A 21,164-nucleotide genomic window follows, 5' to 3' on the forward strand; every position below is an offset into this window, starting at 1 on the left:
CCCGGCCGAACGCAACCTATCGCGTCTCTCTTCAAACACGATATATCGCGCTCTCGTCACGTCAAGTGCCGCGGACGTCGCGAGGGCGCGGCTTGGCATAGCGTTGTCGCATGTCCGCAACTGATCACAGCCGCGCGGCCGGGGTCCTGCTGCTCTGCCGGGCCGAGCCCGACCGCGTACGTCCCTCCGCGCAGCTCCTGAACGAACCCCTGCTCCTCGTCCCCGCGGGCGACGGGTGGAGCGCGCTGATCCCCGGCGAGGACTCCTGGCGCACCGAGGGCACCGACCCGGCCGCCGCGGCGGCGGGCTGGGCGCACGCGCTGGCCGTGGCCGAGAGCTGGCCCGTCGTCGGGCTGTGGTGGGACGCGACCGGCGCGGGCTTCGTGGTGGCGGCGGGCTTCCGCCGTACGGCCGGCTACACCTGGGCCGCCGACGGCACCCCGATCGGCGAGGAGAGCGCCATGACCGCCCTGCGCGCCAGGGTCGGCCTCGACCCGGTGCTCGACGGTGCCGCGCTCGACGGGCTCACCCGGCACGACGTTGACGCGGACGCCGCCGCGCGGGTGCTCGGGGTGATCGCGGTGCTCTCCCGTACGGGTCTCACGCTGCCGCCCGGCCTCGCCCCGGGGGCGGGCGCCGCCCGCCTGCGCGCGGCCGCGCTGCCCGTCGCGGAGGCGGTGGACTGGCCCGGCTGGCGCGAGGCCGTACGGGCGGGTCTCGACGCGGCAGAGCTCGGTGTCCTCGGGAGGTGGACGCGCGGGCCCCGGGCACGGGCGCTGGGCGCCGCGGAGCTGGTGGCCGGGGTGTCGCTGGCCTGCTGGGGCCGCCGCTCCGGGCGGCGCGGCTGGGCGGCGGCGGGCGGGGTGCTGGCGCTGGACGGGGCGCTCACCCTCGCCTACGACTGGTGGCGCGAGCGGGTCTGAGCGCCCGCTCCCGGCCACCGCCGGCGGGCCTTACAGGTCGTCGTCGTCCTCGTCGTCCAGCCGGGCCAGCCACGTCGCCAGGCGCTCCACCGGGACCTCGAAGTCCGGGTTGAGGTCGACGAACTCGCGCAGCCGCTCGGCGACCCAGCCGAGGGAGACCTCTTCCTCGCCGCGCCGGTTCTCCAGTTCCTCGATGCCTCGGTCGGTGAAGTACAACGTGCTCTCCGTCAGGGATAGTCGGGGTCGGCAGCAGGAGTGCCCGGCGCCTGCCAGGGGCATAACTGCATTCCTGTCCAGGATAGGCGGGGCTTCGGCCGCGGCCTCTCGCGCCCGTCCCGCCCGAGGACTAGCCTGCTGCAACACGACGCGGGGATCGGGGGTGGCGGCGTGGCCGACGGGATCACTGAGGTCCGCCTGGACGACGGCACGGTCGTCTGGGCGCGGATCAGCGAGGCACAGGAGCTGGCGGGGCCCGGCGAGGGCTCCGGAGGATATGTGGACACCGGCACCGGGGACGCCGTCCGGCGCGTCGCGGGCCTCGCGGGCGGACTGACCGACGTCGTGCGGGGCGTCGTCGGCTCCCTGCGCCCGGCGCTCGCCGCCGTCGCGCCGCAGGAGGTCACGGTCGAGTTCGGCATCGAGCTGTCCGCCAAGGCCGGCCACGTCATCAGCCTCCTCGCCGACGGGGAGGGCAGGGCGTCGATCAGCGTCTCGCTCACCTGGTCGGAGCGCGGGGAGCCACGGTCCGCGACCGCGGAGCCGCCCGCTACCCCCAGCACTCCTTGAGCGCCCTGGACGGGACCGTACGCCGGTCCGTCGTGCGCATCTCCGCGCCGGGCAGCGGGTATGACCCGAGCGGTGCCCGCTTCTGGGGCAGCGGCTTCTTCGTCGCCCCGGGCTGGGTGCTGACCTGCGCCCATGTGGTGGGGATGGGGGGTGGTGACGTGCTCGGCGGAGGCAGGGCCATCGCCATCACCGACTGGCGCGAGCGCGCCACCGAGGGCCGCGTCGCGCTGGTGCTGCCGCCGCCCGACGACCCCGGCCGCCCGCCCCGCAGCTGGAAGCTGCCCGACCTGGCCCTGGTCGAGGTCGAGGGCGCCGAGGACGCCGAGTGCCTGTGGCTCAGCGACCGTTCGGCCGTCGTGCCCGCCAGGATCAGCCTGCACGGCTGGTCGACGGAGTTCGGCGCGCCCTCCCTGCGCTCCGGCACCGGCACGGCCAGCGGCACCGACGGCCCGGAGGGCAGCGCCATGCTGCTGCGCGGCGAGATACCCGTCGCCGGGTGCTCCGGCGGGCCCGTCGTGGACGTCGCGCGCGGCGCGGTCGTCGGGGTGTGCAAAGGGCGCGGCCAGGACACCGCCGGGCTCGCCGTCCCCGTCACCGCGCTGCGCCGGATAGCCAACGAACGGCCCGGCCGGGACCGGCTGCACGCGCTCGTCCGCGCCCACGACCTGCACCACCTGCGGCGCTACCGCACCGTCGGCACCGGCGGCAGCTGGACCGGCTTCCAGCACGCGCTGCGGGCCGCCGGGGCGGGCGGCTTCACGCCCGTCCTGCGCACGCATCTCTTCGCCCGGCTCGCCGAGTTGTCGCCGCCCGGCACGCCCGGCGAGGTCATGTCGCTGGTCGACGAGGTCAAGCGCCGGATGCTCCAGGCGCCGTACCAGCCGGGCACCGAGCACGACCCGCGCACCTGGCGGGAGGGCGTGGGCCTGCTCTACGACCTCAGGGACGAGGAGGCGCGCGCCCCCCAGCGGGATCTGGAGCTGGAGGCCGTGCTGCTCTACGCGGCGCGCGTCGCCGCCGCCGTCAGCCGCGCCGGGAACCCCGCCGACGAGGCGCCGCTGCGCGAGCTGAGCGGCTGGCTGACCGGGCGCGAGGAGCCCATCGAGCCCGTCATCCGCGACGAGATCGACCAGATCCTGCACGGCGGCGCCACCGGTCCGGAGGCGCCGCGCGAGGAGCCGGTGCCCGGCACCGTCGAGCTGCGCAAGCCCGAGCGCCGGAAGGTCGAGCCGGATGTGCCGGACGCCCGGGCCCGCGCCGACGTGCTCGTGGAGATAGACCAGCTCCTCTACGACGACCACTACCCCTGGCGCGTCAAACTGCTCCGGGAGGACGACGTCGTCACCCTGCGCGGCTGCGAACGCGGCGTGCCCCGCGCGAAGTTGGAGGAGACACTGCGCGAGCCGATCGCCCAGGCCGTGCGCCAGGGCGACGTGGGCGAGCACCTCGCCGCCGTCGAGGTCGTCGTGCCGCGCGAACTCCTCGACGAACCCGTGGACTCCTGGCAGCTCGCCCTGCCCGCCGTGGGTGGCACCTCGGCCCCCTCCTTCATGGACCCGGAGACCCTGCCCCTCGGCCAGCGCCGGGTCGTCGTACTGCGCGACCGGCGGCGGCGCGACCACCCCGCGAGCCCCGAGTGGCGGCGCCGCTGGGGCGGCACCGCGCGCGGCCCGCTGTCCGCCGTGCCGCTGCGCGGCGACACCCTGCCACGAGGCCACGACGGGCCGGGCCGGGAGAGCGTCCAGGTCGCCTACGACCGGCTGTCCGGCGCCGAGGACGCCGCCGTGCCCGTCTACTGCGGGCCGGTCGCGGCGGGCCCCGGCGCCGCCGCGATGGACGCCGCCCTGGCCGCCGGGCACGCCGTCGTGATCTGGCGCAGATGCGCCACCGGGCATACGGATTGCGCCGAATTCCATCGCCACGTCTCGGCACTCGTGTGCGAGGCGAAGACGGCGGCCGGACTCCACCGGCGCATCCGCAGCCTCCGCATCCGCTGCGCCGATCCCGAATACCCCGACCCCGAGGTCCTCTGGGCACGGTCGATTGCCCTGCTCTTCGACGCGCCGGACCGCCCGTCCCCGCCGGACCTCCCGCTGTACGCCCCCGTACTCCGCCCCGGACCGCCGTGATGACGGACCGTCAAGCACATGACAGGAGACTGTGCCGGGAACCGGCGGCCCGTGGCCGTGCCGGTACCTTCGAGCGGGGACCCGGGACCGACGGGGTACCCGGCACAGCAGGCCCCGGGGCGACGACACCAGCTGTGAGGAGACCGGCGTGAACGACTGGCGCATCTACCGGGGAGCGGGCCTGCCGCACGACGGGATACGGCGCCTCCCGCCGCCCCCGCCCTGGCGGGACTTCGCCGCCTCCGGCCCCGACACGGGCGCGGACACCGACCCGAGCGCCGCCCGCAGGCTCGGCGTGCTGCGCCGGCTGGTGGAGAACCACCACCCGCGCCCCGACGAGGTCGAGGCCGTCAACGCCGCCCTCTACCTCCGCCGCCCGCTCCTGGTCACCGGCAACCCCGGCACCGGCAAGTCCACCCTCGCCCACGCCGTCGCCCACGAGCTCGGCCTCGGCCGGGTGCTCCGCTGGCCCATCGTGAGCCGCTCCGCCCTCCGCGACGGCCTCTACCGCTACGACGCGATCGCCCGCCTCCAGGACGTCCAGCTGGAGCGCGCCGGGGCCGCCGAGGGCACGGCGGACGGCGAGCGCCCGTCCATCGGGTCGTACGTGCGCCTCGGGCCGCTCGGCACCGCGCTGCTGCCCGCCGACCGGCCGCGGGTGCTGCTCGTCGACGAGCTCGACAAGGGCGACCTCGACCTGCCCAACGACCTCCTCAACGCCCTGGAGGAAGGCGAGTTCACGCTGCCGGAGCTGGAGCGCATCGCCGACCGCGAGCCCGAGGTGGAGGTGCTCACCGACGACGGCGGGCGGGCCGTGATCAGCGGTGGCCGGGTGCGCTGCACCACCTTCCCGCTGATCGTGCTGACGTCCAACGGCGAACGCGACTTCCCCGCCGCCCTGTTGCGCCGCTGCATCCAGCTCGACCTCGAACCGCCCGGCGAGGAGCAGCTGACCGCGATGGTCAGAGCCCACCTCGGCGACGAGGCGGTCAGCGACGGCGACGAGCTCATCCAGCGGTTCCTCGACCGGGAGCCCGGCGAGGTCATCGCGGCCGACCAGCTCCTCAACGCCCTCTTCCTCACCCAGCACACCCCCCGTGCCGAACGGGTCACGCGAGACCGGCTCGCCGACATGCTGATGCAGCCACTGGACCGTCCGAGGTGATGAGGTATGACGGCGCCCCCCGACCCACGGCTGGGGCAACTGGTCGCCCGCCTGCGGGCCTCGGCCTGGGACCTCACACCCGAGGAGATCGCCGACGCGGTCTGGCTCGCCCAGTGGATCACCCCGGCCGCCCGCGCCGGCGCCGGCCCAGAGCCTGAGCCCGCCCGCGCACCGGGCACCGGCGCGTCGCCCGCCGCGGACACCACGGCCCCCGCGGCCGCGCCGGGCACACCGCCCGCGCCGGCGGACCACCGGCCCGTACGGCACGCCGAGCGTTCGGGTCCCGTGTCGCTGTACGCCGGGGAGCCGCACCGGCCGCGGCGGGCGCGGGCCCGGGACGGCGCCTTCCCCGTACGCGTGCCCATGGCCGCGTCCCTGCCCGGCCTGCTCGGCCTCCAGCGGGCCATGCGCCCCCTGCGCGGCTACCGCCCGCTCGCCGAGCCCCCGCGCGGCCCCCTCGACGAGGAGGCCACCGCCGACCGCGCGGCCCGCACCGGCGTCCTCGACCCGCTCTACCGCCGGGGTGAACGCCGGGCCGCCGCCATGCAGTTGCTCATGGACGTCTCCCCGTCCATGGTCGTGTGGGAGCGGATGCTGGAGGAACTGCGGCAGACCTGCGCCCAGCTGGGCGTCTTCAGCGACGTGCAGGTGCGCTATCTGCACCGGGCCGCCGACGGCACCCCGCTGGTCGGCACCTCCGCCGTCCCCGGCCGGGCGCCCGGCAGCGCCCTCCACCCGCGCCCCGCCGACCAGTTCCGCGACCCCACCGGCCGCCGCCTCACGCTCGTGATCAGCGACTGCGTGGGTCCGCTGTGGCAGGAGGGCCGCGCCCAACGCCTCCTGCACCACTGGTCGCTGACCGCGCCGCTCGCCGTCGTGCAGCCGCTGCCGCCCCGCCTGTGGCCGCGCACCGCCCTGCCCGCCGACGCCGGGCTGCTCACCCGCGACCCCGGCCCCGGCAGCAGGCTCGGCTTCGACCCCCGGGGCTACGGGCCCCCACCGCCGCCCGGCGCCCTGCCCGTCCCCGTCCTGCTGCCCACCCGCGAGGCGCTGGGCACCTGGGCCCGGCTGCTCTCCGGCCCCGGCCGCACCACCGTCCGCGGCGCGGCGGGCTGGGTGCTGCCCGGCCACCCCGCGCTCCGGCCCCCCGCCCCGGCCACGGGCCCGGCGCCGACCGCCGACGAACTGCTCCGGGCGTTCCGCGCCTCCGCCTCCCCGGGGGCCCTGCGGCTCGCCGTGCACCTGGCCGCCGTGCCGCTGGCCCTGCCCGTGATGCAGGTGGTGCAGCGCGCCATGCTGCCCGACACCGGGCCCATGGAGCTGGCCGAGGTGCTGCTCAGCGGGCTCCTGTGGCAGCTGCCCGACCCGGACCAGGGACCCGGCCACTGGTACGAATTCGTCGACGGCGTACGGGAGATGCTGCTGCAATCGCTCGACCAGGGCGCGGCCGCGCTCGTCCTCAAGCACTGCTCCGAATACGTCGAGCGGCACTTCGGCAAGAGCGCCCGCAACTTCTCCGCGCTCGCCGTCGCCCGCCTCGCGGGCCCGTCCGCCGAAGCCGACGACGCGGCGCCCCCGGACACCGCCGAGGACGGCGGGGGCACCGAGCCCGAGCTGTTCGCCGAGGTCCCCGCCCGCGTGGTGCGCTGGTACCAGCCCCTGCCCCCGGGCACGGGCGAGCACGGCGGACTCGGCGAGGCGGAACGCCTGCTGCGGCTCTGGCACCTCCAGGCCGACCCCACCCTCCTCCACGACGCCCGCGAACGCGCCACCCCCGGCGCGCGGCAGCCCGCGGGCACCCCCGAGGGCATCCGCGGCCGCCTCGTGCTCGGCGGCATCCTCCGGGCCCTCGCCGGCACCGAAGCCGTACGCCGGGACGCCACCGCCCGCACCGCGACCCTGACGGAGGCCGTCGCCCTGCTCACCGAAGCCCACGACCACGCCGAACCCGGCAGCACCGCGCACACCGACGCCGCGCTCGAACTCGCCTCGGCCCACCACGCCCGCTGGCAGGACGACGGCGACACCGCCCACCTGCTCGCCGCCGAACGCGTCCTGCGCGCCCTCCCCGCCGACGACCCCACCGGCACGCTGCGCCTCGGCCGCGTCCTCCTCGCCCTCGCCCAGGCGGCGCCCGACCCACGGGCGTACGCCTTCGACGCCGCGGCCGAACTCCGCGCCGCCTGCGGCCTCCTGGAGGCCGGGGACGCCCCCGAACCCCAGCTGTGCGCGGCCCTCCTCGACCTCGCCACGGCGCTGCGGCTGGCCGCCGCGCCCACCGGCGACACCCTCGCCGTACTCGACCGCGCCGGCCGCCTCGCCGCCGACGACCCGCTCCGGCTGCGCCGCCTCACCGAACTGGCCCGGGCGCGCACGGCGGCACAGGCGTGGGCCGGGGCGGACGGCGCCTATACCGAGGCGATCGACCTCACCGGCTCCTACAGCCCCTGGCGTTGCGCGCTCCTCACCGAATGGGGCGCATCGCTGCTGCACCGCGCGCGGCTCGACCCCGCCTCCGAGACGCTCGCCCGGGCCGAGTCCGTGCTCCGGGAGGCCTTCGCGATCAGCCCGGGCAAGGACCCCGGACGGCCCCGCGTCCAGCTGCTCCTCGGGCGCGCGCTCGTCCTGCGCTTCGAGCGGCAGGGCTTCCCGCCCGACCTCTACGAGAGCGTCCACCTGCTCGAACAGGCGGCCCGCCACGCCCCCGACGCCCGGACCCGCGCCGAGTCCTGGCTGGAGCTGGGCTCGGCCCGGCTCACGCTCCACGACGCGCGCGGGCCCGTGGCCCTCGACAGCGTGGTCACCGCGTTCACCTCGGCGCTGAGGGAGGCCCGTGACGCCCCTGGCGGGGCGCCCGGTTCGGTGCTCGCCGCGCGCGCCGCCCACCGCCACGGCGAAGTGCTCGAACGCATGGCGCGGCCGCGCGCGGCCCTCGCCGCCTACCGCGAGGCGGCGCGCGAGTGGAGCGAGCTCACGGCCCGGCACGCCGACGTCCCCTGGGCCGAGGTCCAGGCGACACGGGAGTGCGCGACCCGCCTGAGCGAGCCGTGACCGGAACGCCACCCGAACGGGTTTCCGCCCGACGGCCCCCGGGAAGAACCGTGCAGCCGCGGGGGCCACGGGCCGGTGGAGGGCGGCAGGGAGGAGCACAGAGTGCCGAAGCTCAAGCGCACCGCGACGGCCCACCAGGCGCACACGGCGGAACGGGTGCCGCCGGTGCCCGACCTCACCGGCGTCGACCTGCGGACGCTGCGGCACACCGAAGACCCCGCCCTCGGCGCCGCCGTCGAGGAAGTCCTGCTCGACCCGGGTGAATTCGAGGAGACCTGGTATTCGAGCGGCGACGACGCGACCGGAGGGAAGGCGCCCGACAGGGACTGAAGCGGAGCCGGATCCGGACGACATGGGGGAGCGGGGAAGCCGGGATGACCGTGCGGCGCGTCGACGCGAACGGGGCGCCCGCCCCCGCGGCCCTGGCGCGCCTCGCCCGCACCCGCTCCGCGCCCGCCGACCTCGACCTCCTGCTCCGCGGCCTGCACAGCCGCCGCCTGATCCTGCTCAAGTCCCTGCTGACCGGGCTGGACCGGAGCGCGTACGCCGTGCCCGCCGCGGTCCGCGCGCGCTTCGAGGAGCACTGGCGGCTGCTGGAGCGCGCCGAGGAACGGGACCCGGCCGCCGTCCGCGAGACCCTCGACTATCCGTCCGTCGGCACCTGGCTCGCCCGCGCCCTCGCCCCCGCCGCGGGCCCCGGACCGGCCCGCCCCCTCGGCCACTTCGGGGCCGTCGCCGCCGCGGCCGCGCTCCGCGCCGGCACCCCCTGCGCCCTCACCCTCGCCCCCCGGGGCGGCCTGCTCGCCCTGCCCGGCATCGGCGTCCTCGCCACCTCCGCGCCGGCCGTCCGGCTCACCGCCCGCGCGCACACCGCGCACCTGCGGCCCGAGGGACGGGGCGCGGGTGCGGTCCTGCTGCGCACCGGCGGGCGGATCCACGGCACCGGCCCCGGCTGGCACGGCCTGCGCCGGCTGCCCGGCACCACCGCGCTCCTGGACGACCTCGACCCCTACCGCGCCCCGCCCGAGGGCATCGGCCGCGCCGCGCTGCCGCCCGCGCTCCGCTCCGCGACCGCCGCCGAACCCTGGCTCCGGCTGTGGCGGTCCGCGCTCGCCCTGCTGCGCGCCACCGACCCGTCGCGCGCCGCGGAGACCACGGCCCTGCTGCGCTGCCTGGTCCCGCTCGCCCGCGCCGGGCCGCACGGGCAGGGCGCGCGCGGGGTGAGCGCGACCTTCCGGGCGGCCCCCGGCGCCGTCCTCGCCACCTTGCCGGGCACCGCCGCCGAACTCGCCGCCGTGCTCGTCCACGAGACGCAGCACAGCAAGCTGGCGGTGCTGCACGATCTGCTGCCGCTGCACCACGCGGGGCCGTACGCCGCCTACCGGGTCGCCTGGCGCACCGATCCGCGCCCGCTCGCGGGCGTACTCCAGGGCACCTACGCCCACTTGGCGCTGGCCGACTTCTGGGGCCGTGTCGCGGAGCGCGCCGGGCTCCCGGCGGGCACCCGGTCCACCGCGCGGGCCCGGCACGATTCCTATCGCCGACAGGTCGCGGAAGCCCTGCCCCTCCTGCTTGAATCCAATGAACTCACCCCCGCGGGCGTCGAGTTCGCGACAGGAATGCGAGCGCACCACGCGGGCCTGGGGCGGACCACCGGGCCTGCCACGGCACTCGGCGGGCCGTCACCGTTCGGTGACGTACGGTAATCTTGGCGCTGTGCCGGTCCACCCGGCCGCCGCGGCGCGGAGCAGTGAGGGGACGTGCGCATGAGTGACCGAACCGGTGCCGCGCGGAGCCGGCCGGGGCCCGAGGGCGAGCGCTTCGTCGTCGTGTTCGCCGGCTTCCACCGGCCCTGGGCCACCTGGATCCGCCACCGGCTGGAGAGCCACGGACACCGGGTGGCCCTGCAGCGCTGGGACCCCCGCCGGGAGGTCCCCCTGGAAAGCGCCCTGGGCGACCTGCTGCTGGCCTCCGGGCGGCTGCTGCTCGTCCTCAGCGACTGGTTCTTCCAACTGGGCCCGCGCCGCGACGGCGAGTGGGACGAGGTGCTGCGCGGCGTCGTCGCCGCCAACGCCGAGCGGTTCGCCGCCGTCAGCCTCACCAACCGCGCCCTGCCGCTCGCCACCGCCGTCCTGGAGCCCGCCGACCTCTACGGCATCGGCGCCCAGGAGGCCGAGCGCCGCCTCCTCGCGCGGCTCGGCCTGCCGCCCGGCCCGCCGGCCCGCGGCATCCCCGAGGGCCCCGGCTCCCGCTATCCGGGCGACCCGCCGGCCGTCTGGGGCGAGGTGCCGCGCCGCGACCCCCGGTTCACCGGCCGCGACGACCTCCTCAACCAGCTCCAGGAGCGGCTGACCGACGCCGAGCGGGGCACCGCCGTCTGCGCGCTGCTCGGCATGTCCGGCATCGGCAAGACCCAGCTCGCCGCCGAGTACGCCCACCGCTTCAGCGCCGACTACGACGTCATCTGGTGGGTCAACTCCGACATGCGCGGCACCCAGCGCGAGCGCCTCGGCGAGCTCGCCGCCGAACTGGACCTGCCCAGCGGCTCCGAGCCCGGCGAGCGCATCCGCGCCGTCCGCGAGGCCCTGCGCCGCGGCGAGCCGTACGGCCGCTGGCTGCTGATCTTCGACGGCTGGGACGACATCGACGGCGCCCACGAGCTGCTCCCCGAGGGCCCCGGGCATGTGCTGATCACCTCCCGCAACCGCAGCTGGACCGCCCAGGGCGCCACCCCGGTCGAGGTCCCCGGCTTCCAGCGGCACGAGTCCACCGGCTATCTGATGCGCCGCGCGCCCCGCATCACCGCCGAGGAGGCCACCGAGGTCGCCACCGAGCTCGGCGACATCCCGCTCGCCCTCGTCCAGGCCGCCGCCTGGCTCGGCGAGTCCGACATGGCCGTCGGCGACTATCTGCGCCTGGTCCGCGACGGCGAGCTCTCCGGCCTCGCCGAACAGGGCGCCTTCGACGGGGTGCCGCGCTCCTCCCTCACCTCCTGGTCGATACTGATCAACCGGCTGCGCGAGACCCAGCCGCACGCGGTGGAACTCCTCACCCTGTGCACCTCCTTCGCCCCCGGCCGGATCCCCATCGGCCTCGTCCGCCACCTCCCGCCCGCCGAGCTGGTGGAGAGCCTCGGCTGGCTCGCCACCGACCTGCCCAGCTGGACCAGGGCGCTGGACACCCTCGTCAACTACTCGGTCCTCACCCGCGACACCCGCGGCACCGTCCCCGGCGAGCCGGGCCCCGAGCAGGAGTCCGTGCACATGCACCGGCTCGTCCACGACATCGTCGCCCGCCTCACCTCCCCCCAGGAGCGGCAGGCGCACCAGCGCGTCGTCCGCCGGATGCTCGCCGCCGCCGACCCCGGCAACCCCCAGGACACCCGGCTCTGGCCGCGCTACGCCGAGCTCCTCCCGCACCTGGAGCCCTCCGGCGCCCTCGGCAGCCGCGACGCGCGCGTCCAGGAGACCGTCCTCAACTGCCTGCACTACTGCCACCGCAGCGGCGAGTTCCGCACCGGCATCGAACTCGCCGAGCAGGTCCGCGCCCGCTGGACCGAGCTCTTCCCGCCCGAGCACCCCCGCATGCTCGACCTCACCGTCCGACAGGGCAACATCCTCCGGGCGTACGGAGTCTTCCGCTCCGCCTATGAGCTCGACCGGGAACTGCTGGAGCGGCTGCGCGCCTGCGCCCCCACGGGCCCCCGCCCCGGCAGCGGCACCGCCCTGATGACCGCCACCAGCTGCCTCGCCGCCGACCAGCGCTACCTCGGCCAGTACACCGAGGCCCTCCAGCTCCAGCGCGAGGTCCTGCACACCGCCCGGGAACTCCTCGGCCCCGACGACTACTTCACCCTCAACGCCCAGCACAACCTCGGCGTCGGCCTCAGACTGCTGGGCCGCTACGCCGAGGCGTACGACACCGACCTGGAGACCCTGCGCAAGCGGGAGTCCCTGCTGCGCGCCCGGCACGCCGCCACCCTCGTCTCCGGCATCTCCTGCGCCCGCGACCTGCGGCTCATGGGCCGCTACCGCGACGCGCTGGCCCGCCAGGAGCTCGGCATGCGGCTGCACCTCCAAGTGCTCGGCCCCCAGCACCCGCAGACCCTGCGCGCCCACCACAACCTCGTCCTGTGCGAGCGGCGCGCGGGCGGCTTCCAGGACGTGGGCGCCGCCATGGCCAGCCTCCTCGAACAGATGGAGAAGGTCCACGGCCGCGGCCACTACGCCACCCTCGGCCTCGTCGTCGACCACGGCAACCACGCCCGCGAGCACGGCGACCTCGGCCACGCCCGTGACCTCATCGCCGAGGGCGAGGCCGGATTCCGCGCCCTCCTCGGCCCCGCCCACCCCGTCACCACGGGCATGCTCACCAACACCGGCCTCGTCCTCCAGGCCGCCGGGGAGCGGGCCGAGGCGCTCACCATGTTCGAGGCCGCCCACGCCGGGCTGTCCGCGACCCTCGGCGCCGAGCACCCCTGGGTGCTGGGCTGCGCCCTCAACGCCGCCGCCGGGCGCAACTTCAACGGCCGCCTCGACGCCGCGCTGGAGCTCAGCCGCGACACCCTCCACCGGGCCCGGCACGCCCTCGGCGAGGACCACCCCCTGACCCTGTCCTGCGAGGTCGCCCTCGCCGCCGACCTGCGGGCCCTGCGCGAGCACGAGGAGGCGTCCAAGGTCGAGCGGGACGCCCTCCAGCGGCTCACCCGCACCCTGGGCGCCCAGCACCCGCACGCCCTCTCCGCCCGCCAGCGCACCCGCCCGTACTGGGACTTCGAGCCCTACCTCGGCTGAGCCGCGCCGCACACACGGGACAGGGCCCCCACCGCTTCCGCGATGGGGGCCCTGTCCTTTACCGCTTCGCGCGAGCGCGCCGGGATCAGATGTCGAAGACCTCGGCGACCAGTGCCTGCTGCTCCGCCTGGTGGCGCTTGGCCGAGCCGACCGCCGGGGAGGAGGAGTGCGGCCGGGAGATCCGGCGCAGCCGCTCCCGGGCCGGGATGTCGGCGCCGACGGCCAGGTCCAGGTGGTCGATCAGGTTCAGCGCGATGAACGGCCACGCACCCTGGTTCGCCGGCTCCTCCTGGGCCCACACGAACTTCTCCGCCGCCGAGTACTTCGCGAACTCGGCCTGGAGCTCCTCGCCGGGCAGCGGGTAGAGCCGCTCGATACGGACGATCGCCGTGTCGTTGGCGCCCCGCTTGGCCCGCTCCGCGACCAGGTCGTAGTAGACCTTGCCCGCGCAGAAGACGACCTTGCGGACGTCCTCGGTGACCACGGTGTCGTCACCGATCAGCGGACGGAAGGAACCGCTGGTGAACTCCTCCACCTTCGACGCCGCCGCCTTCAGGCGCAGCATCGACTTCGGGGTGAAGACGATGAGCGGCTTGTGGTGCGGGTTGTGGACCTGCCAGCGCAGCAGGTGGAAGTAGTTCGACGGCAGCGTCGGCATGGCGACCGTCATGTTGTTCTGCGCGCAGAGCTGGAGGAAGCGCTCGATCCGGGCCGAGGAGTGGTCCGGGCCCTGGCCCTCGTAGCCGTGCGGCAGCAGCAGCGTGACGCCGGAGGTCTGGCCCCACTTCTGCTCGGAGGAGGAGATGAACTCGTCGGTGATGCTCTGGGCACCGTTGACGAAGTCACCGAACTGGGCCTCCCACAGCACCAGCGCGTCCGGGCGGGCCAGGGAGTAGCCGTACTCGAAGCCCATCGCCGCGTACTCGCTGAGCAGCGAGTCGTAGACGTTGAAGCGGGCCTGGTCCTCGGACAGGTAGAGCAGCGGGGTGTAGTCCTCGCCGGTCTCGCGGTCGACGAGCACCGCGTGGCGCTGGCCGAAGGTGCCGCGGCGGGAGTCCTGGCCGGCGAGCCGGACGGGGACGCCCTCCATCAGCAGCGAGCCGAAGGCGAGGGTCTCGCCCATGCCCCAGTCGATCGTGCCGTCCTCGATGCTGGCGGCGCGTCGCTGCAGCTGCGGCACCAGGCGCGGGTGCACCGTGACGTTCTCCGGCACGTTGACCTGCGTCTCGGCGATCCGCTTGACGACCTCCTGGGAGATCGCGGTGTTCACCGGGGCCGGGAACTGCGGCAGCTCGGTCACCGGCTCGTAGGCCGCGGGGGCCGCGTCGGCGTCCCGGACCTCGACGAAGACCTTCTCCAGCTGGCCCTGGTAGTCCTGCAGGGCCTGCTCGGCCTCTTCCAGGGTGATGTCGCCACGGCCGATCAGCGACTCGGTGTAGAGCTTGCGCACCGAGCGCTTCTTGTCGATCAGGTCGTACATCAGCGGCTGGGTGAACGAGGGGTTGTCCGACTCGTTGTGGCCCCGGCGGCGGTAGCAGATCAGGTCGATGACGACGTCCTTGTTGAACGCCTGGCGGAACTCGAAGGCGAGCCGCGCGACGCGGACCACGGCCTCCGGGTCGTCACCGTTCACATGGAAGATCGGCGCCTCGATCATCCGGGCGACGTCGGTGCAGTACATCGACGAGCGCGAGGACTCCGGCGGCGCGGTGAAGCCGACCTGGTTGTTGATCACGATGTGCACGGTGCCGCCGGTGCGGTAGCCGCGCAGCTGCGACATGTTCAGCGTCTCGGCCACGACGCCCTGGCCCGCGAAGGCCGCGTCGCCGTGCAGCTGGACGGGGAGGACGGTGAAGTCCGTGCCCGCCTTGCCGATGATGTCCTGCTTGGCCCGCGCGATGCCCTCGACGACCGGGTCGACGGTCTCCAGGTGCGAGGGGTTGGCGGCCAGCGAGACCTTGATCTGCTCGCCGTCCAGGCCCGTGAAGGTGCCCTCCGCGCCCAGGTGGTACTTCACGTCGCCGGAGCCGTGCATCGACTTCGGGTCGAGGTTGCCCTCGAACTCGCGGAAGATCTGCGCGTACGACTTGCCGACGATGTTCGCCAGCACGTTCAGCCGGCCACGGTGGGCCATGCCGATGACGACCTCGTCCAGGCGCGACTCGGCGGCCGCGTCCAGCACCGCGTCCAGCAGCGGGATGACGGACTCGCCGCCCTCCAGGGAGAACCGCTTCTGCCCGACGTACTTCGTCTGGAGGAAGGTCTCGAACGCCTCGGCGGCGTTCAGCCGGCGCAGGATGCGCAGCTGCTCCTCGCGCTCCGGCTTGGAGTGCCCGCGCTCGACCCGGTCCTGGATCCACTTGCGCTGCTTGGGGTCCTGGATGTGCATGAACTCGATGCCGGTGGTGCGGCAGTACGAGTCGCGCAGCACGCCGAGGATGTCGCGCAGCTTCATCAGCGACTTGCCCGCGAAGCCGCCGACCGCGAACGCCCGCTCCAGGTCCCACAGGGTGAGGCCGTGCTCGGTGATGTCGAGGTCGGGGTGCTTGCGCTGGCGGTACTCCAGCGGGTCGGTGTCGGCCATGACGTGGCCGCGGACCCGGTAGGAGTGGATCAGCTCGAAGACCCGGGCGGCCTTGGTGACGTCGTCGTCGTGCGAGGCGTCGATGTCCCTGAGCCAGCGGATGGGCTCGTAGGGGATGCGCAGCGCCTCGAAGATGTCGTCGAAGAAGCCGTTCTCGCCCAGCAGCAGCTGGTTCATGATCCGCAGGAACTCGCCGGAGGCGGCGCCCTGGATCACCCGGTGGTCGTAGGTCGACGTCAGGGTCATGACCTTGGAGATGCCCAGCTTGTTCAGGGCGTCCTGCGAGGTGCCCTGGAACTCGGCCGGGTAGTCCATGGCGCCCACGCCGATGATGAGGCCCTGGCCGGGCATCAGGCGCGGCACGGAGTGCACGGTGCCGATGCCGCCGGGGTTCGTCAGCGAGGCGGTGACCCCGGTGAAGTCGTCCATCGTCAGCTTGCCGACGCGGGCGCGGCGGACGATGTCCTCGTACGCCTGCCAGAACTCGAAGAAGTTGAGCGTCTCGGCCTTCTTGATGGCCGCGACCACGAGCTGGCGGTCGCCGTTCGGCTTCACCAGGTCGATCGCCAGGCCGAGGTTGACGTGCTCGGGCTTGACGAGGGTCGGCTTGCCGTCCTTCTCCGCGAAGGAGTAGTTCATCGACGGCATCAGCTTCAGCGCCTGCACCATGGCGAAGCCGATGAGGTGCGTGAAGGAGACCTTGCCACCGCGGGCGCGCTTGAGGTGGTTGTTGATGACGATGCGGTTGTCGAACAGCAGCTTCACCGGGACCGCGCGGACGGACGTGGCCGTCGGCAGCTCCAGCGAGGCGTTCATGTTCTTCGCCACCGCGGCGGCGGGGCCGCGCAGCGGGACGTACTCCGGGCCCTTGGCGGGCTCGGCGGCGGCCTTCGCGGCCACCGGCTTGGCGGGCGCCGCGGCCGCGGCCTTCGGCGCCGCGGGCGCGGCGGCCGGAGCCGCCTGCTGCGCGGCGGGGGCGCTCGCGGGAGCCGGGGCGGCCGGAGCCGGAGCCGGGGCGGCCGGAGCCGCGGGCGCGGCGGCCGGGGCACTACCGGTCAGGCCCGGTGGCGGCGCGGCCGCCGTCTGACCCGGCTTGTAGTCGGCGAAGAAGTCCCACCAGGCTCGGTCGACCGAGTTCGGGTCCTGGAGGTACTGCTGGTAGATCTCGTCGACGAGCCACTCATTGGGACCGAAGACGTCGGCAGGGCTCTTGCCCTGCCCGTCCTGGTCGGTCGAGACGCTCGAGGTGTTGGGGGACTGTGGCGACACGGCGGCAACCGCCCTCTTCCGCTTCACAAGGTGATGGACAGCGGAAATAAAGGCTACGCCTGTCTGTACCGATGATGCAGGCCACCCGGGCCAGTCGTCGCGCAAGTCACATTCGTCAGGGGGTTTCGAGGCATGACTTGGCGGGAAACACACGGGGTTCCGCAGGTCCCGGGGGATTCTGGGTTCGCTTGAGCGTGCCCCACACTCCCTCGAATGTGTGCCTCCGCCACCGACCCTACGTCAACCTTGATCTCTGGGGCCGCCCGGAAGGGTGACCTGTATGCGGCACCCCTGAGGGGATTCGGCCACGCCGATGCTTCCCCCGTGCAGGTCCACCGCCCAGCGCGCGATCGCCAGCCCCAGCCCCGTACCGCCGTCGCTGCCCGGCCCCTGCTGGCCCGAGCCGCCCCGGTTGAAACGCTCGAAGACGCGGTGCCGCTCGGCCTCCGGGATGCCCGGCCCCTCGTCCAGCACCTCCAGATCCAGCGACTGGGCGCCCTCGCCCCGGCGCGCCCGCACCGTCACCCGGCCGTGCGGGGGGCTGTGTTTGACGGCGTTGTCCACCAGATTGGCCACCACCTGGTGCAGCCGCTCCGCGTCGGCGTGCGCCGTGAGCTCCGGCGGTGACACGTCCAGGTGCAGATGGACGTCCTTGCGGGCGTGCGGCGAGGAGCCCGAGCCGTTGGCCATCCCCGCCTCCTTCAGCACCCCCGCCAGATACGGCCACACCTCGAAGCGCCGGGCGTGCAGCGGCACGACCCCGTTGTCCAGCCGCGACAGGTCCAGCAGCTGCTCCACCAGCCGGCCCAGCCGCTCGGTCTGCCGCAGCGCGGTGCGCATGGTCTCCGGGTCGGCGGCCGAGACCCCGTCCACCACGTTCTCCAGCACCGCCCGCAGCCCCGCGATCGGGGTGCGCAGCTCGTGCGAGACATTCGCGACCAGCTCCTTGCGGTGGGTGTCCACCGCCTCCAGGTCGGCCGCCATCCGGTTGAAGGCCGTGGCCAGGTCCCCGAACTCGTCCCGCCGCCCGGCACCCACCCGCCGGGTGTAGTCACCCTGCGCCATCGCCCGGGTGACCTCGGTCATCTCGTCCAGCGGCGCGGTCAGGCCGTGCGCCACGAACTGCGTTATCAGCAGCGAGGCGATGATCGAGAAGACGGTGATCACCCGGAGCTCGGTCGCCGAGTGGAGCGCCACGAAGACCAGGAAGGTCGTTATCACCACCGACCCGATCACCAGCGCGCCCAGCGCCGCCTTCACCGAGCGGTAGGGATCCAGGGGCCGCAGCGCCTCCCAGACCCGGCCGCCCAGGCCCCCGGGCGACGGATGGCGGTCCTGCGGGCCCTCCGCCCGGCTCCGGACGGCACCCCCCGCACCGGCGGCCCGCTCCGGCCCGCCGCCCGTCCCGCCGCTCATGCCGCCGGGGTCTCCAGCGCGTAGCCGACCCCGTGGACCGTACGGATCCGCTCCGCGCCGATCTTCCGGCGGAGCGCCTTGATGTGACTGTCCACGGTCCGCGTCCCGGAGGCATCCGCCCAGTCCCACACCTCCGCGAGCAGCTGCTCGCGGGAGAGGACGGCGCGCGGGGTGTTCGCCAGGCAGACCAGCAGGTCGAACTCGGTCGGAGTCAGGTGCACGTCGGTGCCGCGCACCCGGACTCTGCGCTGCGCGTGGTCGATCTCCAGCTCGCCCAGCCGCAGGATGCCGGTGCGCGGGGTGTGCGCGGCGAGCGCCGCCCGCTCCACCCGCCGCAGCAGCACATGCACCCGCGCCGCCAGCTCCCGCATCGAGAACGGCTTGGTCATGTAGTCGTCCGCGCCCACGCCCAGGCCGACGAGCATGTCGGTCTCGTCGTCGCGCGCGGTGAGCATCAGCACGGGCACCGGCCGCTGCGCCTGCACCCGGCGGCACACCTCCAGGCCGTCGAAGCCCGGCAGCATCACGTCCAGGACCAGCAGATCCGGCTGCCACGCCTCGGCGGCGTCCACGGCCGCCGGGCCGTCGCCGGCGGTCCGCACCTGGAAGCCCTCGGCCCGCAGCCGGGCCGCGATGGCGTCGACGATCGTCCGGTCGTCCTCGACGACGAGCACCCGGCGCTGTGCCCCGGGGGAGGCCGCGGCACCGTTCGGGCCGATGTGTGTCTGCTCCATGCGCCCCGCCCCTAGCGTCTTCCGTGGCCTGCATCTCCACACAGTCCTGCGGCTGTGGCAAGCAGAGTACGGGCAGGCGGCTGGGGACGGCTACGCGGCACGAAGCGCGAGGTGGACTACGTCCGGTACGCCCCGGGCAACGGCGATCTCTTCGGTTCTTACCCCTTCGAACCCGGCATTCCGGAGCGCGTCCTCGAACGCCTCCGACGGCCGCGCCGACCACACGGCGAGCACCCCGCCGGGCGCCAGCCGGTCGCGGCAGGCCAGCAGTCCGGCGGGGGAGTAGAGCCCGCCGTTGTCCTCGGTGACGGTCCAGCCGGGGCCGTTGTCGATGTCCAGGCACAGGGCGTCGTAGGTGACGGCGGCGGTCCGTACGTACCGCACGAGGTCCGTGTGCACGATCTCCGTACGGGCATCCGCCAGCGCCCGTGCCGAGAACGCGGCCAGCGGGCCGGTCCGGTGCCAGTCGATCACCGCCGCCTCGCGCTCCACCACGGAGATCCGCCCCCAGCGCGGCTCCTCGGCCGCCCGCGCCAGCGAGAAGCCGACGCCCAGGCCGCCGATCAGCACCGCCGGATCCCGCCGCCCGGCGGGCAGGGCGGCCAGGGCCGCGTCGACCAGAAGGCGCTCGGAGCGCCCGTCGGAGGTGTCCATCAGGAAGCAGCCGTTGGCGATGATCTCGTAGACCTCGCCCCTCCTGCGCAGGACGACCTCGCCGTGCGGCCCCTCGCGGCGGTCCACGGTGACGGGTGACGCGTGACGGACATCCTGATCGGTCATGGCAGGGCCTTCCGTAGCTCGGGGGCCCGGCGGACGCAGCGGACGGATCTTCGGTTGAGGCTCGTGAGGGGAGTCACGGCCAGAGGTTGATTTGCCGGGCCACTGGGGACCTTAATGTTCACAGTGAGGGCGGAGAGTGAGGCCCGGGGCAGGGCCGCCCGTGATCCATCGCGCAGCAGGAAAGGGGCCTGGCCGAGTGACTGTGGTTGACCCCGCGATGTCGCCTGGCGGCGGCCACGCGTCCGAGCCGGAGACCGTGCCGGCCGCCGCGCCGGCCGCCACCGGGCCCGTATGCCTCCCGTCGCCACGCGAGCCGGTCGCTCCCACGGCCACCAGGCCCCGGTTCCGCCGGCCGGGCTGGCCGCGGCGGGTCCTGCCGACCCCCACCGGCACGCCGTTCACCTTCCTCTACGGACTGGTGCTGCTCGGGACCGCGCTCTTCGCCGAACTCGGCGACGAGGCGACCGTCAACCAGCTCCTGCGCGACTCCAGCACCGATGCCGCCCACCTCGCCGACCAGCCCCTCGTGGTCCTCGTCGCCAGTGCCCTGTGGGTGGCGGGCGGCCTCTATTCGCTCTACGGCCTGTTCTTCGCCGTCGTCCTCAGCTCGCTCGAACGCCGCATAGGCCCCGCCCGCACGGCGGGTGTCTTCCTCCTCGGCCATGTCCTGGCCACCCTCGCCACGGAGCTCCCGGTCGCCGGGGCGGTCGCGGCGGGCCGCCTGCCGGAGGCATCGCTGCACCGGCTCGACTACGGCATCAGCTTCGGCGTGATGGCCTCCGTAGGCGCCCTGTCCGTCCTCCTCCGCCGGCCGGTGGGGTGGGCGCTGCTCGGCTTCGCGGTCCTTCTCTGCGCGCAGGACTTGATCGAATTCGCGGATCCGCTGGCCAGTTGGGGCCATCCGATAGCGCTGCTGACGGGGATGGCTTGCGGCCCTTTCATCCGCGACCGGGGTGGGGCGGCGGGGGCCTGAGGGGGCTGTGGCCCAGCTTCGCGCTCCCCGCGCTGGGGTGTGCCCCTGATCTCCGGCTGCGGGGTGCGTGGCCGCCTGCGGCGGGCTTTTTCCCCGGCCCCGCCCCTTCCCGGCTGCGTCTGATGTGCGGCTCCGCCGCGTGGGGGGCGCGTGCCCCAGGCCCCCGGCGTGCGGGCCGGTTCGCCGCCTGCGGCGGGAGCGGCCTGCGGCCGCGTCCTCAAACGCCGGACGGGCTGGTTTGTTCCCCAGCCCCGCCCCTTCCCGAAACTGGGGGCAAGCCCCCAGACCCCCGCAACACGCTTCGCGCGTTGTCCTCAAGCGCCGGACGGGCTGAAAAGAGAAAAGAATGGCGCGCCCCCGCCACCCCGCACTTGCCCTCCGGTGGGAGGGGGTGGGGCTGGAGGGTGGGGTTCTGGAACGCGGTGCGTTTTCAGGGCACTCCATGCGCGTGACCCGCAGCGCACCGCGTTCCAGGTCCCCAGCCCGGAAGACCCGCCCCCGGCACCCACCACCAACCCAGCCCGGCCGGCGCTTGAGGCCACCCCACCGCAACCACAACAC

General features: G+C 74.6%; 14 protein-coding genes. 9 read left to right on the plus strand and 5 right to left on the minus strand.

The features are described from left to right. The first annotated feature begins 110 nt into the window (after positions 1–110). Positions 111–923: a hypothetical protein gene (locus tag ACH427_RS18095; protein ID WP_398870459.1), complete on the plus strand. Its 813-nt coding sequence runs from the start codon at positions 111–113 to the stop codon at positions 921–923. A 30-nt stretch (positions 924–953) separates the two neighbouring features. On the opposite strand, the gene ACH427_RS18100 is transcribed toward ACH427_RS18095, so the two are convergent. Beyond that, positions 954–1,139 (minus strand): DUF6104 family protein, encoded by a 186-nt coding sequence (locus ACH427_RS18100; protein ID WP_301892376.1) that lies wholly within the window; start codon positions 1,137–1,139, stop codon positions 954–956. A gap of 171 nt (positions 1,140–1,310) precedes the next feature. On the opposite strand from ACH427_RS18100, the gene ACH427_RS18105 reads away from it, so the two are divergent. From ACH427_RS18105 to fxsT, 7 genes are all read left to right on the plus strand, one after another. Beyond that, entirely contained in the window at positions 1,311–1,709 is a 399-nt protein-coding gene (locus ACH427_RS18105) for a CU044_2847 family protein (RefSeq protein ID WP_398870460.1), read from the plus strand. After that, positions 1,706–3,838, plus strand: coding sequence for a trypsin-like peptidase domain-containing protein (locus ACH427_RS18110; RefSeq protein ID WP_398870462.1), 2,133 nt, complete (start codon positions 1,706–1,708; stop codon positions 3,836–3,838). Before ACH427_RS18105 ends, ACH427_RS18110 begins: the two co-directional genes overlap by 4 nt. Before the next feature lie 148 nt (positions 3,839–3,986). Continuing rightward, positions 3,987–5,003: an AAA family ATPase gene (locus tag ACH427_RS18115; protein ID WP_398870463.1), complete on the plus strand. Its 1,017-nt coding sequence runs from the start codon at positions 3,987–3,989 to the stop codon at positions 5,001–5,003. Between the two features lie 6 nt (positions 5,004–5,009). Then, the gene (locus ACH427_RS18120; protein ID WP_398870464.1) at positions 5,010–8,054 is read left to right on the plus strand and encodes an SAV_2336 N-terminal domain-related protein; all 3,045 of its coding nucleotides are present in this window, start codon (positions 5,010–5,012) and stop codon (positions 8,052–8,054) included. Positions 8,055–8,156: 102 nt separating this feature from the next. After that, complete coding sequence (locus ACH427_RS18125; RefSeq protein WP_398870466.1) at positions 8,157–8,384, plus strand: hypothetical protein; 228 nt, start codon at positions 8,157–8,159, stop codon at positions 8,382–8,384. A gap of 44 nt (positions 8,385–8,428) precedes the next feature. Beyond that, on the plus strand, positions 8,429–9,760 hold the full coding sequence (locus tag ACH427_RS18130) for an aKG-HExxH-type peptide beta-hydroxylase (RefSeq protein WP_398870467.1): 1,332 nt from the start codon (positions 8,429–8,431) through the stop codon (positions 9,758–9,760). A gap of 60 nt (positions 9,761–9,820) precedes the next feature. Beyond that, the gene (fxsT, locus tag ACH427_RS18135) at positions 9,821–12,847 is read left to right on the plus strand and encodes an FxSxx-COOH system tetratricopeptide repeat protein (RefSeq protein ID WP_398870468.1); all 3,027 of its coding nucleotides are present in this window, start codon (positions 9,821–9,823) and stop codon (positions 12,845–12,847) included. Positions 12,848–12,932: 85 nt separating this feature from the next. Here the strand turns inward: fxsT and ACH427_RS18140 are convergent, their stop codons facing one another. The 4 genes from ACH427_RS18140 to ACH427_RS18155 form a co-directional block, all read right to left on the minus strand. Further along, positions 12,933–16,700 (minus strand): multifunctional oxoglutarate decarboxylase/oxoglutarate dehydrogenase thiamine pyrophosphate-binding subunit/dihydrolipoyllysine-residue succinyltransferase subunit, encoded by a 3,768-nt coding sequence (locus tag ACH427_RS18140; RefSeq protein ID WP_398870469.1) that lies wholly within the window; start codon positions 16,698–16,700, stop codon positions 12,933–12,935. Between the two features lie 240 nt (positions 16,701–16,940). Further along, a complete protein-coding gene (locus tag ACH427_RS18145; RefSeq protein WP_398870470.1) occupies positions 16,941–18,116 on the minus strand; it encodes an ATP-binding protein in 1,176 nt (391 codons plus the stop codon). Next, positions 18,113–18,850, minus strand: coding sequence for a response regulator transcription factor (locus ACH427_RS18150; RefSeq protein WP_398870471.1), 738 nt, complete (start codon positions 18,848–18,850; stop codon positions 18,113–18,115). The genes ACH427_RS18145 and ACH427_RS18150 overlap by 4 nt, the downstream gene beginning before the upstream one ends. 90 nt (positions 18,851–18,940) lie before the next feature. Continuing rightward, a complete protein-coding gene (locus ACH427_RS18155; RefSeq protein WP_398870472.1) occupies positions 18,941–19,630 on the minus strand; it encodes a spermidine synthase in 690 nt (229 codons plus the stop codon). Positions 19,631–19,826: 196 nt separating this feature from the next. Here ACH427_RS18155 and ACH427_RS18160 point away from each other — a divergent pair, with 196 nt between their 5' ends. Further along, positions 19,827–20,603, plus strand: a complete 777-nt coding sequence (locus ACH427_RS18160) for a rhomboid-like protein (RefSeq protein ID WP_398870473.1) — start codon at positions 19,827–19,829, stop codon at positions 20,601–20,603. Positions 20,604–21,164 lie beyond the last annotated feature (561 nt).

It is taken from the genome of Streptomyces sp. NPDC020379, from assembly GCF_044387105.1.
GTDB lineage: Bacteria > Actinomycetota > Actinomycetes > Streptomycetales > Streptomycetaceae > Streptomyces.

Coding starts and splice junctions, on each gene's coding strand:
- ACH427_RS18095 (WP_398870459.1), top strand. CDS start 111: ATGTCCGCAACTGATCACAGCCGCGCGGCCGGGGTCCTGCTGCTCTGC.
- ACH427_RS18120 (WP_398870464.1), top strand. CDS start 5,010: ATGACGGCGCCCCCCGACCCACGGCTGGGGCAACTGGTCGCCCGCCTG.
- ACH427_RS18130 (WP_398870467.1), top strand. CDS start 8,429: ATGACCGTGCGGCGCGTCGACGCGAACGGGGCGCCCGCCCCCGCGGCC.
- fxsT (WP_398870468.1), top strand. CDS start 9,821: ATGAGTGACCGAACCGGTGCCGCGCGGAGCCGGCCGGGGCCCGAGGGC.
- ACH427_RS18145 (WP_398870470.1), bottom strand. CDS start 18,116: ATGAGCGGCGGGACGGGCGGCGGGCCGGAGCGGGCCGCCGGTGCGGGG.
- ACH427_RS18150 (WP_398870471.1), bottom strand. CDS start 18,850: ATGGAGCAGACACACATCGGCCCGAACGGTGCCGCGGCCTCCCCCGGG.
- ACH427_RS18155 (WP_398870472.1), bottom strand. CDS start 19,630: ATGACCGATCAGGATGTCCGTCACGCGTCACCCGTCACCGTGGACCGC.